At 68.0% G+C, this 13,493-nt stretch carries 13 protein-coding genes and 1 pseudogene; 11 read left to right on the forward strand and 3 right to left on the reverse strand.

From position 1 onward, the window contains the following. The first annotated feature begins 13 nt into the window (after window positions 1-13). The 8 genes from ACRYJK_RS00690 (at window position 14) to ACRYJK_RS00725 (ending at window position 7,273) form a co-directional block, all read left to right on the forward strand. Window positions 14-343, forward strand: a complete 330-nt coding sequence (locus ACRYJK_RS00690) for a MarR family transcriptional regulator (RefSeq protein ID WP_482665677.1) — start codon at window positions 14-16, stop codon at window positions 341-343. After that, on the forward strand, window positions 288-692 hold the full coding sequence (locus ACRYJK_RS00695; protein WP_482665678.1) for a hypothetical protein: 405 nt from the start codon (window positions 288-290) through the stop codon (window positions 690-692). The genes ACRYJK_RS00690 and ACRYJK_RS00695 overlap by 56 nt, the downstream gene beginning before the upstream one ends. Further along, window positions 689-1,621 carry an N-acetyl-gamma-glutamyl-phosphate reductase gene (gene argC, locus ACRYJK_RS00700; protein ID WP_482665679.1) on the forward strand — a complete coding sequence of 311 codons (933 nt, stop codon included), beginning with the start codon at window positions 689-691 and terminating at the stop codon, window positions 1,619-1,621. Before ACRYJK_RS00695 ends, argC begins: the two co-directional genes overlap by 4 nt. 88 nt (window positions 1,622-1,709) lie before the next feature. Beyond that, window positions 1,710-2,687, forward strand: a complete 978-nt coding sequence (locus ACRYJK_RS00705) for an RcnB family protein (protein ID WP_482665680.1) — start codon at window positions 1,710-1,712, stop codon at window positions 2,685-2,687. Between the two features lie 103 nt (window positions 2,688-2,790). Continuing rightward, entirely contained in the window at window positions 2,791-4,083 is a 1,293-nt protein-coding gene (locus tag ACRYJK_RS00710) for a metal-dependent hydrolase family protein (RefSeq protein ID WP_482665681.1), read from the forward strand. A gap of 90 nt (window positions 4,084-4,173) precedes the next feature. Next, entirely contained in the window at window positions 4,174-5,454 is a 1,281-nt protein-coding gene (gene serS, locus ACRYJK_RS00715) for a serine--tRNA ligase (RefSeq protein ID WP_482665682.1), read from the forward strand. A 7-nt stretch (window positions 5,455-5,461) separates the two neighbouring features. Continuing rightward, window positions 5,462-6,232 (forward strand): 5'/3'-nucleotidase SurE, encoded by a 771-nt coding sequence (gene surE / locus ACRYJK_RS00720; protein ID WP_482665683.1) that lies wholly within the window; start codon window positions 5,462-5,464, stop codon window positions 6,230-6,232. Window positions 6,233-6,235: 3 nt separating this feature from the next. Then, window positions 6,236-7,273 (forward strand): potassium channel family protein, encoded by a 1,038-nt coding sequence (locus tag ACRYJK_RS00725; protein WP_482665684.1) that lies wholly within the window; start codon window positions 6,236-6,238, stop codon window positions 7,271-7,273. Window positions 7,274-7,364: 91 nt separating this feature from the next. Here the strand turns inward: ACRYJK_RS00725 and ACRYJK_RS00730 are convergent, their stop codons facing one another. The 3 genes and pseudogenes from ACRYJK_RS00730 to ACRYJK_RS00740 all read right to left on the reverse strand — a co-directional run bounded on the left by ACRYJK_RS00730 (window position 7,365) and on the right by ACRYJK_RS00740 (window position 8,850). After that, the gene (locus tag ACRYJK_RS00730; protein WP_482665685.1) at window positions 7,365-8,435 is read right to left on the reverse strand and encodes an FAD/NAD(P)-binding protein; all 1,071 of its coding nucleotides are present in this window, start codon (window positions 8,433-8,435) and stop codon (window positions 7,365-7,367) included. Continuing rightward, a pseudogene (locus tag ACRYJK_RS00735) lies at window positions 8,426-8,596 on the reverse strand (FAD/NAD(P)-binding protein); the annotation flags it as partial. The gene ACRYJK_RS00730 and the pseudogene ACRYJK_RS00735, both read right to left, overlap by 10 nt. Then, window positions 8,584-8,850 carry a DUF6356 family protein gene (locus ACRYJK_RS00740; protein WP_482665686.1) on the reverse strand — a complete coding sequence of 89 codons (267 nt, stop codon included), beginning with the start codon at window positions 8,848-8,850 and terminating at the stop codon, window positions 8,584-8,586. The gene ACRYJK_RS00740 and the pseudogene ACRYJK_RS00735, both read right to left, overlap by 13 nt. 115 nt (window positions 8,851-8,965) lie before the next feature. Here ACRYJK_RS00740 and rimO point away from each other — a divergent pair, with 115 nt between their 5' ends. The 3 genes from rimO to ACRYJK_RS00755 all read left to right on the forward strand — a co-directional run bounded on the left by rimO (window position 8,966) and on the right by ACRYJK_RS00755 (window position 13,394). After that, a complete protein-coding gene (gene rimO, locus ACRYJK_RS00745) occupies window positions 8,966-10,357 on the forward strand; it encodes a 30S ribosomal protein S12 methylthiotransferase RimO (RefSeq protein ID WP_482665687.1) in 1,392 nt (463 codons plus the stop codon). 230 nt (window positions 10,358-10,587) lie between these two features. Then, the gene (locus ACRYJK_RS00750) at window positions 10,588-12,186 is read left to right on the forward strand and encodes a flavin-containing monooxygenase (RefSeq protein WP_482665688.1); all 1,599 of its coding nucleotides are present in this window, start codon (window positions 10,588-10,590) and stop codon (window positions 12,184-12,186) included. 215 nt (window positions 12,187-12,401) lie between these two features. Continuing rightward, on the forward strand, window positions 12,402-13,394 hold the full coding sequence (locus ACRYJK_RS00755; protein ID WP_482665689.1) for a hypothetical protein: 993 nt from the start codon (window positions 12,402-12,404) through the stop codon (window positions 13,392-13,394). The last annotated feature ends 99 nt before the right edge of the window (window positions 13,395-13,493 follow it).

Raw genomic sequence — 13,493 nt, forward strand, 5'->3', positions numbered from 1 at the left:
AGGCCACGGGGCGATGAACAATATGGCGTGGATGCGTGCGCTGGTTCGCATCATCCAATCGGATCTTCCGGATCTCACGAACCGCCAGCTTGGCATCATGCTCAGCGTCGCCCTGACCGCTGGCCCGCACACCGTCCGGGGTCTCGCCCAGCGGCTTGGCGTGTCCAAACCCGTCGTAACCCGCGCCTTGAACAAGCTGGCCGCGCTCGGCTATCTGACCCGCCACCGCGATCGAGACGACGGGCGCAATGTGCTGGTCGAGTTGACGCAGGCGGGGAGAGTTTTTCTTGAACGGTTCAATCAGCTCATCGGCGGCGAGCCCGCAGTCGCCCGCGCCAGCTGAGTCCCCGCCCGAACGTCAGCGTTACCACCTTACCGGACCGTCGCGGGAATATGACCCCACGGTTCAGGCGATCCGGCCCGACCTCGCCGACATTGCCGAAGCGCATCATCATTTCGCGCCTCATTATGCCAAGCCGCTGGCCTTCGTCGTCACCCGGCCGACAAGCCTGCGCGCGGTCCCGGGCACGGACGATGTCGTGGCGGAGCTGGCGGAGGGCGATGTGGTGATGGTGCTCGACGTCACCGCGGAATGCTGTTGGGGATACGATGCCGCCCGGCATCGCGTAGGCTATGTCCCTCGCGCCGACGTTCGGCCCCACGAGCTACGGCCCGACGACGGCTGTTCGTGACCGCGCGGGTCTTCATCGACGGTGCGGCGGGGACGACCGGACTCGACATCGCCGAGCGTCTGTCCGGCCGCGCCGACATCGAACTGGTGGCCATCGCCGATGATTGCCGCAAGGACGCCGCGGCGAGGGCCGACGCCATGCAGGGCGCGGACGTCGCGATCCTGTGTCTGCCCGATGCCGCCGCGCGCGAGGCCGCCGATCTCGCCGCGCAGAGCGATGTCCGGCTGATCGACGCGTCGAGCGCGCACCGGGTCGACCCCGCCTGGACCTATGGCTTTCCGGAGCTTCGCGTAGGCCAGCGAGCGGAGATCGCGGCGTCGGCGCGGGTAAGTAACCCCGGATGCTACGCCATCGGTTTCGTGTCGCTGGTCGCGCCGCTGGTCAGCGCGCGCCTCCTGCCTGCGGACATTGCCCTCTCGTGCCACGCGGTCTCCGGATTTTCGGGCGGAGGCAAGGCGCTGGTCGAACGCTATGCGAACGATCGGACGATTGCCTGGCGCGGCTATGCGTTCACGCTCGATCACAAGCATCTGCCGGAAATGCGCGACCGGGCCGGCCTTCATCGCGCGCCCCTGTTTGCCCCGGCGGTGATCCCGGCGCACCGCGGGATGATCGTCGAAGTGCCGCTGCTGCGCGCCGCCGACGCGCGGATCGCGCCCCCGGACGAACTGCTGTCGGCATGGTGCGCGCACTACGCCGACGCGGCGACGGTGCGGGTCGGCGGGCTGCTGAGCGAGGGCGAATTGCTCCTCCGCGACGACGATCCGCCTACGGACCGTCTCGACATCGCCCTGTTCGCATCCGCCGACGGGCTCGACGTGCGGCTCGTGGCGCGTCTCGATAATCTGGGGAAGGGTGCAGCGGGCAGCAGCGTCCAGAACCTCAACCTGATGATCGGCGCCGAGGAGACGTGCGGCCTGCGGCTGTGACCTTCTGTTCATTCAGTCGCGCGACAGTCGCGGCGGCATAGCTTTCCGACTCGAACCGGACGGTCAACGCACGGTGTGGGAACATGCGATGATGAAGACTCGATGGCTGTTGGCCGCGCTTGCCGCGGCGAGCGCCCTAACCCCGGCCATAGCTGCGGCACAGTCGACCGGTGAAACGCGCGACAGAGCGGAGGCCAGGGCGGGGCGGGGCGACCGCGCCCGCGATTGGCGCGAAGGACGGATCGAACGGCGCGCGCCTGATGCCAGCGTCGCTCCCGCATGGACCCGGCCGGAACGCGGCCCGGTTCCGTCGATCGAAAACGCGCCGCGTTCGCCGCAGGCACAGCGGGAGCGTCCGTCCTGGCGGGGCGGCACCTGGCGTGGCGACAGCGGTGCGCCGCAGAACCCCGGCGCAAGCGCGCAGGCGCAGGATTGGGCAGCGCAACGCCGCGGCGGGTGGCGCGGCGACGACCGCCAGCCGCGCGCGAACGATGGCGCTCCGATCGGCGGCGGGTTCATGAACGACCGCTTCCGCGATCTCGCCCGCCAGCGCGACCCGCAGAACGGTCAGTATGACCGCAACAACAATGGTCAGTGGGATCGGTTTGAAGGTCGTCGCGATGACCGCCGTGACCGCGACACCAGCAACTGGCGCCGCGACCCACGCTACGGTTCGCCCCAGGGCTCCGTCTACGACCCGCGCTACGGCTCGCGTTACGGTGGTTATGACCCGCGCTACGGCTCTAATCACGGCACTGGCTGGAGCCGCGACTGGCGGCGGGACAGCCGCTACGACTGGTATGGCTATCGTCAGCGGTACAGCAATCTCTACCGGCTCCCTCGTTATTACGCGCCTTATTCCGGTTACGGCTATCGCCGGCTTTCGATCGGGTTGACGCTGGGATCGGGGTTCTTCGGCAGCCGATATTATATCAATGACCCGTGGGCCTATCGACTGCCACAAGCCTACGGCCCCTATCGCTGGGTGCGTTACTGGGACGATGCGTTGCTGATCGACCTGCGCAGCGGGCGCGTCGTCGACGTCGTGTACGGCATCTTCTGGTGAGGCAACGCTAGATCGAAAGGGGGGCGGGCGAATCGGTGCCGCCCCCTTTTCTTTTGCCGCAGCCCTCGTAACCTCCGCGCGCAAAGAGAGGGGGAGGGGTTCAATGCGTCAATGGACTAAGGCGGGTGTCGCGGCCGTCGCAGCGCTCATCGCGAGCAGCGCTGCACAGGCGGAGACGGTTATTGTCCACGCGGGGCGAGTCATCTCCGATCCCGCCGCCGCACCGCTGGGGCCGTCGACGATCACCGTCACCGATGGCCGCATCGTGTCGATCGCCAACGGGTTCCAACCTGCGCCCGACGGGGCCCGGGTCGTCGACCAGCGCAGCCGCACCGTCCTGCCTGGCCTCATCGACCTGCACGTCCATCTGACCGGCGATCCGTCAGGAGATTTCTGGCGCGAGGCGGTCGATCCTGACGAATGGGGGGTCGTGCTCGGCGTCCGCAATGCGCAGCGGACGCTTCGCGCGGGCTTCACCACCGTGCGCGAGGCTGGCTCCGCGCGTCAGACCGCGTTCGTGCTGCGGCGGGGAATAGACGCCGGTGTCATCTCCGGCCCACGCATCATTGCGGCAGGGCCGGCGCTGTCGATCATCGGCGGCCACGGCGACGTCACCGGCTTTCGCGAAGACGTGATCCATGCGCTGTCGAGCGGGTTCACCTGCACCGGCGCGCAGGAGTGCGCCGCCCGCGTGCGCGAAGCATCGCGCGCCGGTTCGGACGTGATCAAGGTCACCGTGACCGGTGGCGTCCTGTCGCAGCAGGGCCGCGGGCTGGAGGCACATTTCACTCCGGAGGAACTGTCGAGCATTGTCACCACCGCCCACAGTCTCGGCCTTCGCGTCATGGGCCACGCGCACGGCGCGCGCGGGATCGAGGCGGCGGCGCGGGCCGGGTTCGATACGATCGATCACGGCACGTTCCTCGACGATGCGGGCGCGCGGGAGATGCGGACGCGGGGCGGCTACCTCGTGCCGACGCTGCGCGCGCTGACACAGGTGCGAAGCGGTCTCGGGCGCAACATCTACACCCCCACGGTCGAAACGAAGATCCGCGAAACGCTCGAGCATCTCGGGCGCAATGTGCAGGCGGCGCGGCGAAATGGCGTGCCGGTGGCGTTCGGCACCGACGCCGGCGTATTTCCCCATGGCGAGAATGGACAGGAGTTCCAGCTGCTGGTCGATGCCGGCATGACCCCGCGGGAGGCACTGGTCAGCGCCACCACCACCGCCGCTCGCGCGCTCGGCATGGAGCGGGAGATCGGCCGACTGGCGCCGGGTTACGCCGGGGACATGATCGCAGTCGATGGCGATCCGCTCACCGACGCGCGCGTGCTTGAACGCGTGCAGTGGGTCATGGCGCGGGGACGGACGCCGGATCTCAGCGCGGTCCGATAACTTCAGAGTGGAGGGGGGCGCGGCGTGTCAGGGCGGGGAGGCGCGGCGTTCCACCTTGTCTTGCGCGGCGCCCCCGCCTAGCCGGGCGCCATGCATGATATCCGCTTCCTTCGTGACGATCCCGCGGCGTTCGATGCAGGGCTTGCCCGCCGGGGCTTGCCAGCGCAGGCGAGCGAGCTGGTCGCGATCGACGCGGAGCATCGCGCCAAGCTGACGCAAGCGCAGGAATTGCTCGCCCGCCGGAATGCCGCGTCAAAGGCGATCGGCGCCGCAAAGGCGGCGCGCGACGAGGCGCAGGCGAGCGCCTTGATGGCCGAAGTTGCGGAGCTCAAGCAGACGCTCCCCGCGCTGGAGGCGGAAGCGGAACGGCTTGGTCGCGACCTGCATGACCGCCTCGCCGCGCTCCCCAACCTCCCGGCGAGCGATGTGCCGGAGGGTGAGGACGAGAGCGGTAATGTCGAGCGGAAACGGTGGGGCAAGCCGGGCGCGTTCGACTTCACCCCCCAGGAGCACGCCGACTTCGCCCCCGCGCTGGGCCTCGATTTCGAGGCCGCGGCTAGAATGTCGGGCGCGCGCTTCGCCTTCCTGTGGGGCGACCTCGCCCGCCTCGAACGCGCGCTGGGGCAATATATGCTCGACATGCAGGTGCGCGAGGCGGGTTATACAGAGTGCGCCACGCCGCTGCTGGTCCGCGACGACGCTGCCTATGGCACCGCGCAGCTGCCGAAATTTCGCGAAGACCTGTTCCAAACGACTGACGGCCGCTGGCTGATCTCGACCGCGGAAATGTCCCTCACCAACGCGGTGCGCGAGCGTATTCTCGAGGCGGGCGAACTGCCGCTGCGGCTGACCGCGCTCACGCCGTGCTTCCGTTCAGAGGCGGGGGCGGCGGGGCGCGATACGCGCGGCTACATCCGTCAGCATCAGTTCTGGAAGGTCGAGCTGGTCAGCATCGTCGCCCCCGAGGACAGCGATGCCGAGCATGAGCGCATGACCCGCGCCGCCGAAGCGGTGCTTGAATCGCTCGAACTTCCTTATCGCCGTATGCTGCTGTGCGCCGGGGACATGGGCTTTTCCGCGCGCAAGACCTACGACCTGGAGGTGTGGCTGCCGGGGCAGGGCACCTATCGCGAGATTTCGAGCTGCTCCAACGTCGGCGATTTTCAGGCGCGCCGGATGGATGCGCGATACCGCCCGGCGGACGCGAAGGGCACCGCGTTCGTCCACACGCTCAATGGTTCGGGTCTTGCCGTCGGACGCACGCTGGTGGCGGTGCTCGAAAATTATCAGCAGGCCGACGGCAGCGTCACCATCCCGCCGCCGCTGCGCCCCTATATGGGCGGCGTCGAGCGCCTCGAGCCACGGAGCTGAGCAACCGATGCGCATCCTCCTCACCAACGACGACGGCATCCACGCCCCCGGCCTCAAGGTGCTGGAAGAGATTGCCGCGCAACTCAGCGACGATGTCTATGTCTGCGCGCCGATGGAGGAGCAGTCGGGCGCTGGGCACTCACTCACTTTGTCGCGCCCCGTGCGCGTGCGGCGGCACAACGATCGGCGCTGGTCGGTGTCGGGCACGCCCACCGATGCGGTGATGATGGCCATCGGCGAGCTTATGGGCGAGCGACCGGACCTCATCCTCTCGGGCGTCAACCGGGGCGCAAACCTCGGCGATGACATCACCTATTCGGGCACGGTCTCCGCTGCGATCGAAGGCACGCTCGCGGGCATCCGCTCCATTGCGCTCAGCCAGGTTTACGCGCGGCAGGGAATGGGCGACCGCGTGCCTTTCTCCGTCGCCAGCACGTGGGGCGCCCGCGTGCTGCGCCCGCTGCTCGACTATTCTTTTCCCGAACGCACGCTCATCAACATCAACTTCCCCGCGTGCGAACCGGACGAGGTCACCGGGGTGCGCGTCGTGCGGCAGGGCTTTCACGATTATGGCCGCGGCTCGATCGTTCGCGGCACCGACCCTCGCGGCTACCCTTATTTCTGGTTCGGGCTGCACGGGATCGAGCACACCCCGGGGCAGAACACCGACCTCGAAGCGATCGCCGAGCGAACCATCGCGGTGACCCCGCTGGGCGTCGATCTCACCCACGATGCATCGATCGGGGCGCTGACGCAGCGCATGAGCGAGGCCGGCTGAGCGATGAAGCGCCGCGTCACCCCGCCGCGCAAATTCAGTCCGCTCAAACGCGCGACGAACATTCCCGTCTGGGCGGATGTCGCGGCGCGGCTGGGGCTGGTGCTGTTTTTGATCGGCATCGTCGTCGCGGTGCACTGGGCCGACCGCGAAGGACTGAAGGACAATCACGACAATGTCGTGAGCTTCCTCGACGTCGTCTATTTCACGATGATCTCGATCACGACCACGGGATTTGGCGACATCGCCCCGATATCCGACCGGTCGCGATTGATCGAAGCGGTCATCGTGACGCCGATCCGCATGGCGGTGATCTTCGTCTTTGTCGGCACCGCCTATACCTTCGTCATCAAAAAGAGCTGGGAGAAATGGCGCATGGCGCGCATCCAGAAATCGCTCTCCGGCCATATCCTCGTGCTCGGCTTCGGCGTCAGCGGCTCCGAAGCGGTGCGCGAACTGATCGCGCGTGGCACCGAAGCGAGCAACATCGTCGTGGTGGAACGCGATCCCGAACGGCTCGAGGAGGCGGTGGCCATGGGCTGCGTCACGCTGGAGGGCGATGCGACGCGCGACGAAACCCTGCTCGACGTGCGCATCGAAACTGCGAGCGCGGTACTGGTGAGCGCGGGCCGCGACGATACGGGCATTCTCATCGTGCTCACGGTGCGGCACCTTGTCCCCACCGTCCCGATCACCGTCGTGGTGCGCGCGGCGGACAATGAATTGCTCGCGCGCCAGGCGGGGGCGACGACGGTGATCAATCCGGTGAGCTTCACCGGACTGCTGCTGGCCGGATCGGCGCAGGGGGAGCATGTCAGCGACTATCTCGCCGACCTCGCCTCCATCTCGGGCGATGTGCAGCTGGTGGAGCGCGAGGTGCGCCCGGAGGAAGTCGGCCGCAGCATCGACGAACTCACCGGCCGCGGGCGCGGCATGCGCATTTACCGCAGCGGACGCATGATCGGCTTCTGGGAACATGAAGCGCAGATGCTTCAGACCGGCGACCGCGTGGTCGAGGTGCTACCAATCAAGGGACCGCTCTAAGCCATCAGCTGCGCAGCGAGCGTGGCTGCGGCGTTGCGGATGTCGGGCACAGCCGTCACCTCCCACCAGCGCCCGCGCGTCGGCGGACCGATCAAGTAGAGCCACGGCACGCTTGCGCCTTCGCAGTCGACGCGCGGCTCTGTTCATCGCAGGCGATGCCCAGTCCGAGCGGGTCAGGCACGATCGCACCCTCTCCAGCGAGCTGCTCGATCAGCGCATTCCCTCGCCCGAATTCACTGCCCGCGCCGGTGCAACTGATGATCCGCGCAACAATCGCAGTTCCTTCGCCGCCGCCACGGCTTGCCCAACGCACGCGCACACCATCGCCGCTTTGGCTCACGGCCGTCAGGCGGCCCGCCCACACGCGCAGCGCGCCGTCGGCGATCTGCGCTTCGATCGTCGCCGCGACATCGGGGGCGAGGCGGTGACGGTGCACATCCCACCATGGGCGCAGGTGGCGAAGAAAGCGGCGACGGGTCGCATCGTCCGACTCTTCGCAGGCGGTCTGCGTGACCGGTCGCCACGCGTCGATCACACAGCGCCAGTCCGCGGCGCGCGACGCGGCCCGCGTCTCCCGCAGCATCAGCGACAAGGCACGTGGCGCAGGTGACGGCGGGTCGAGCGGCGGCTCGGGCGCGATTGCGTGCGCGCGCGGCAGCAACCCTCGCCGCGACAGCGCCCTAACCTCGCCTTGGTGTCCGCGCGTTGCCAGCGACAGCGCGAGGTCGACCATCGTCAGCCCTGTGCCGAGCAGCAATACCGGCGCATCGGTCGCAAGCTCGTCGAGCGCATCGGGCGCCCACGGATCGGGCGCGTACGACTCCAGCGGCAACGCGGCGTCGGCGATAATCGCCGGCGTATCCGGCGGCGCGTTGCCGGTTGCGACCACCACCACATCGGCATGCAACGGGGCTCCGCGATCCAAGGTCAGCGCCGCCGCGCCACCATATCTCGCCGCAACGACCTGCGCGTCGACGTGGCGCAGGCGGCCGTCGCTGCGGGCGACCAGCGCCGAAAAATCCTCCGCCAGGTAGCGTGCGTAGTTGGGCCTCGGAGCGAAGTTGTCGGCGACCTTGTGCGCAGCGCACCAGTCTCGGCGAACGCGGCAACCTCGCGTGCGTCGTTGCCCATCCGCGGTTGCGGCACGTTGAGCCGGTGCCACGCCTCCGCACGACCGTAAGCGAGCCCGGCGCCGACCGGCCCCGGTCCGATCACCGTCACGCGGACGTGCGGGGCTTCGATCAGTCGTCGCGCCAGCGCTAGCGCAGAAAAACCCGCGCCGACGATCGCGCCATGCCGCGCAGGCGCGCTCAGATCACCCAGGAGAAGCTGTCCGCGCCCTTCGCTCCGGCCTGCAGCCCGCGGGCGGCAGCGCGGCGCGTCATGTAGCCATACAGACCGACGACCGTCTTGCTCGCCGCATCGACGAACAGCGCCGGCACGACCGCATGAACGAGGCAGCGCACGCCGCCGGAGATCATCTTCACGCCAAACATGCCCGCGGTGCGGGCGTGCTCTCCATAGCTTTCGCCGATGGCCTCCGGATGTGCGATGAAGGTGCGGTGCAACAGGCTCATGACGCTATGAGATAGAGTTACACGCCCGCACGACGCAAGCGGCTTTCGTCACACCGGGCGCGTAAGGCGACGATGTGACATTTGGGCGCGAGCGCGTTACAGGCGGTCGCCTGCCATGAATCAGATCACCCTCCCCACGCCGCCCAAGGTCGGCCTGGTCAGCCTCGGCTGTCCGAAGGCGCTCGTCGATTCCGAGCGCATCCTGACGCGTCTGCGCGCCGATGGCTACCAGATGTCGCCCGATTATGCCGGGGCCGACGTGGTGCTGGTCAACACCTGCGGCTTCCTCGACAGCGCGAAGGAAGAAAGTCTCGAAGCGATCGGCGAGGCTATCGCCGAGAATGGTCGCGTCATCGTCACCGGCTGCCTGGGGCGCGAGGCTGAGGTGATCCGCGCCCGTTTCCCGCAGGTGCTCGCGATCACCGGCCCCCAGCAGTATGAGAGCGTGGTCGGCGCGGTGCATGAAGCCGCCCCGCCCGCGCTGTCGCCCTACCTCGACCTCATCCCGCAGGCGCGCGGCGATCTCGATGCGGCGACGATGAAGCTGACGCCGCGCCATTATGCCTATGTGAAAATCGCGGAAGGGTGCAATCACAGCTGCGCCTTCTGCATCATCCCCGACATCCGCGGCCGCCTCGCCAGCCGGCGGGTCGATGCTGTGCTGCGCGAATGCGAAAAGCTGGTTGCGGCGGGCACGCGCGAGCTTCTGATCATCAGCCAGGACACCTCCGCCTACGGGGTCGATGTGCGGCACGAGCCGCGCACTTGGCGGGGCCTGGAGGTCCGCACGCACATGACCGACCTCGCCCGCGCGCTGGGCGAGCTGCGCTGCCCCGACGGCACGCGGCCGTGGGTGAGGCTGCACTATGTCTATCCCTACCCGCATGTCGACGCAGTCATCCCGCTGATGGCCGAGGGGTTGATCACGCCGTACCTGGACATCCCGTTCCAGCATGCGAGCTCGTCGGTGCTGCGCGCGATGCGTCGCCCGGCAAACGAGGCGCGCGTGCTCGAACGCATCGCCGCATGGCGTGAGGTCTGCCCTGACATCGCCATCCGATCGTCGTTCGTGGTCGGCTTCCCGGGCGAAACCGAGGCGGACTTTCAGTATCTTCTCGATTGGCTCGAGGAAGCGCAGCTCGACCGCGTCGGCGGCTTCCGCTTCGAACCGGTCGAGGGCGCCGCGGCGAACCTCCTTCCCGACCCGGTGCCCGAGCCGGTCAAAGAGGAGCGCTATGCCCGGCTGATGGAGGTCACCGCTCGCATCAGCGCCGCCAAGCTCGCCGCCAAGGTCGGCCGGGTGCTGCCCGTCATCATCGACGAGGTGGGCGAGCCGGACGAGGACGGCAGCATCGGCGCCACCGGCCGCAGCCAGGCCGACGCGCCGGAGATCGACGGCCACGTCTACCTCCGCGACGTCGCGCCCACGCTCGCGCCCGGTGACGTGGTGCCCGTGCTGGTCGAAGACGCCGACGCGCACGACCTGTACGGAGCGGTGGTGGTCTGACCCGCCTAAGCGCGAGACCCCTCGCGATCTCACACCCGCCATGCTGAACTAGTTTCAGTATCCCCCGCTGGCAGTGCGGCATGGACCCTGAAACAACTTCAGGGTGACCGTTTCGTGGGAATTGCACCGTTCGCACTCGACGGTTGCATGCTGTGGTCGGACACTCTTGCATCGCCTCGCCAGTCGGTTACGCTCCACACCGCCCCCCTGAAAGGGGCTGGAGGACGACCATGGCCGAAGCCGACCCCGCCGCGCAGTTCAGCGCTTCTCGCGATCCGCATACGGTATCGCCTGTAGATACCGATGTTTTGATTGTCGGCGCGGGCATCTCCGGCGTCGGCATGGCGGTGCACCTGGGGCAACGCTGCCCCAACGAACGTTACATGATCCTCGAACGGCGCGCCGACCTGGGCGGCACGTGGGACCTGTTTCGGTATCCCGGCATCCGCAGCGACAGCGACATGCACACGCTCGGCTACATCTTCGAGCCATGGCGCGAAGAAAAGGCGATCGCCGACGGGCCGAACATCCTCGCATACCTCAATCGCGTTACCGACGAGCGGGGGGTGCGACCGCATATCCGCTTCCGCCACACCGTCGTCGCTGCACGTTGGTCGAGCGCCGAGGCGCGATGGTCGGTCGAGGTGGACGTCGAGGCTGAGGGCGCAGCCCCGCGGCGCGAAACCATCACCGCGCGCTGGCTTTACATGGGGTCCGGCTATTATGACTATGACCAGGGCCACGACCCGGTGTTCGAAGGGCGCGAGGATTTTCAGGGCGACATCATCCATCCGCAGTTCTGGCCGGAAAATTACGACTACAGCGGCAAACGCATCGTCGTGATCGGGTCGGGGGCGACCGCGGTGACGCTGGTGCCCAACCTGACCCGCGGCGGTGCGGCGCATGTCACTATGCTGCAACGCACGCCCACCTGGTATTTCATCCGGCCGTCGGAGGACCGCTTCGCCAACACGCTACGGCGGTTCCTGTCGCCGGAGCTCGCTTACAGGCTGACGCGCTTCAAGAATGTGCGGCTGCAGAACTACGGCTTCAAATTTGCCCGCTCCAAGCCCGACAAGATGGGCGAACGCCTGCTCGCCGGGGTACGCGAGGGCTTGGGCGAGGAAAAATATAACGCCGCCGACTTCACTCCGCCCTACGGCCCGTGGGAGCAGCGCCTGTGCCTCGTTCCCGACAACGATTTGTTCGCGGAAATCCGCGTCGGCCGCGCCGATGTCATCACCGATCACATCGAATGCTTCACCGCGACGGGCATTCAGCTGATGTCAGGTCGCCATCTCGACGCCGACGTGATCGTCACCGCCACCGGGCTCAAGCTCGCGGTGGCGGGGAAGGCGGCGTTCGAAGTCGATGGCCGCCCGGTCAGCTGGCACGATCATTTCTACTACAAGGGCACGATGTTCTCGAACATCCCGAACCTGTCGCTGGTGTTCGGCTACCTCAACGCGAGCTGGACGCTGAAGGCGGACATCGTGTCGATCTTCACCTGCCGCGTCATCAACGAAATGCGGGCGCGCGGAGCGGATATGGCGGTGCCCGAGCTCTCCGAAGCCGATGCTCAGGCCGACGACGTCGTGTTCGATTTCTCGAGCGGTTACGTCCAGCGCGCGCTCGATATGCTGCCGCAGAATGGTGCGGCCGACCCCTGGCGCCTCAACCAGGATTATCTCCACGACCAGTGGCTGTTGACGAAGGCACCGCTGAACGACGGCGCTCTGAAGTTTCGGGACGCCGGTGCCGGTCCGGTGCCCCACGTTCCGGTGCGCGCCGCCGACAGTGCCAGCATGGCGGAGGCGGTCCCCGCCTGAGGCTGGATGCAACGGGCCCTCCCGACGCGATGGCGTAGGGAGGGCCCGTTGTGCGGTCGCGCTGCGCCGAGTGGAGGCGCCAGCGGCGCGAACCGCGGGGGGGGGGGGGGCCGGGTCAGTCCTTCGCGCTGGACCGGCGCGCCAGCCGACCGCGTGCGATCAGACCGGCGGCACCGACACCGAACAGAAGGAGCATCGGCGGGGCCGGCACGTCGGTGGGCGTATCGCCGCTCGAACTGCCGCCCGACGACGAGGACGACGACGAACTGCTGCTGCTTGAGCTGCTGCTCGACGAGGACGACGACGAACTGGTCGTGCCGAAGCTCGACGAGGTCGAGGTGATCCCGGACGAGGTCGACGTCGATCCTCCCGAGGACGTCGATGATCCGGTCGAGGTCGAACCGCCGCTCGATGTCGTGCCGAAACTCGACGATCCGCCCAGGCCCGACGAGCTGCTGCTGGACGAGGAGCTGGAGGACGAAGAGCTCGACGACGACGAAGAGGACGTGCTCGACGACCCGCCCGTGGAGGTGGACACGCCCCCGGTCGAGGTCGACACCCCGCTCGAGGTCGACACACCCCCGGTGGAGGTCGACACCCCGCTCGAGGTCGAGACTCCGCCCGTCGACGTCGATACGCCACCCGTCGAAGTGCTCACGCCGCTCGACGTCGATACGCCGCCCGTGGAGGTGCTGACTCCGCCCGTCGATGTCGACACACCGCCGGTGGAGGTGCTCACCCCGCCGGTCGAGCTGGTCGAGCTGATCCCACCGGTCGATGTGCTGACGCCGCCCGAGGTGCTCGACGATGTCGACGAAACTCCACCGGTGGAGGTCGAACTGCCACCGCTCGACGTCGAGGTGGAGCTGCCGCCACTGGAGGTGGAGGTGCTGACCCCGCCAGTGGAGGTTGACGTCGACCCGCCCGTCGACGTGAGGCCACCGGTCGAGGTCGAGGTCGAGCCGCCGGTCGACGTCAGGCCGCCGGTGGAGGTCGAAATCGAGCCGCCGCTGCTGGTGGAGGAGATGACGATGCTACCCCCGCCGCCGCCACCGCCGCCGCCAAAGAAGCCGCCGATGAAACCACCGACCAGCCCGCCGCCAAAGCCGTTGCCGAAACCGCCGCCGACCACCACCGGCACGCCGCCACCGCCCCAGCTGTACGGCGGCGCTTCACTACGCATCGGGAAGCTGGGCGCTGCGGCATAGGGGACGCGCGTCACGGTCGGCTGGCCGGGGTAGATGGTCCGGCGGGTCACCACGCGCCGCACGCGCTGAACGCTGCGAGCGCGAGGCACGCTGCGGGCG

It is taken from the genome of Sphingomonas sp. BLHR8 (genome assembly GCF_056821725.1).

What these genes read in the sequence shown, in the direction of transcription:
- ACRYJK_RS00690 (WP_482665677.1), top strand. Translation starts at nt 14, where the DNA reads ATGAACAATATGGCGTGGATGCGTGCGCTGGTTCGCATCATCCAATCG.
- ACRYJK_RS00705 (WP_482665680.1), top strand. Translation starts at nt 1,710, where the DNA reads ATGATGAAGACTCGATGGCTGTTGGCCGCGCTTGCCGCGGCGAGCGCC.
- ACRYJK_RS00710 (WP_482665681.1), top strand. Translation starts at nt 2,791, where the DNA reads ATGCGTCAATGGACTAAGGCGGGTGTCGCGGCCGTCGCAGCGCTCATC.
- serS (WP_482665682.1), top strand. Translation starts at nt 4,174, where the DNA reads ATGCATGATATCCGCTTCCTTCGTGACGATCCCGCGGCGTTCGATGCA.
- surE (WP_482665683.1), top strand. Translation starts at nt 5,462, where the DNA reads ATGCGCATCCTCCTCACCAACGACGACGGCATCCACGCCCCCGGCCTC.
- ACRYJK_RS00725 (WP_482665684.1), top strand. Translation starts at nt 6,236, where the DNA reads ATGAAGCGCCGCGTCACCCCGCCGCGCAAATTCAGTCCGCTCAAACGC.
- ACRYJK_RS00740 (WP_482665686.1), bottom strand. Translation starts at nt 8,850, where the DNA reads ATGAGCCTGTTGCACCGCACCTTCATCGCACATCCGGAGGCCATCGGC.
- rimO (WP_482665687.1), top strand. Translation starts at nt 8,966, where the DNA reads ATGAATCAGATCACCCTCCCCACGCCGCCCAAGGTCGGCCTGGTCAGC.
- ACRYJK_RS00750 (WP_482665688.1), top strand. Translation starts at nt 10,588, where the DNA reads ATGGCCGAAGCCGACCCCGCCGCGCAGTTCAGCGCTTCTCGCGATCCG.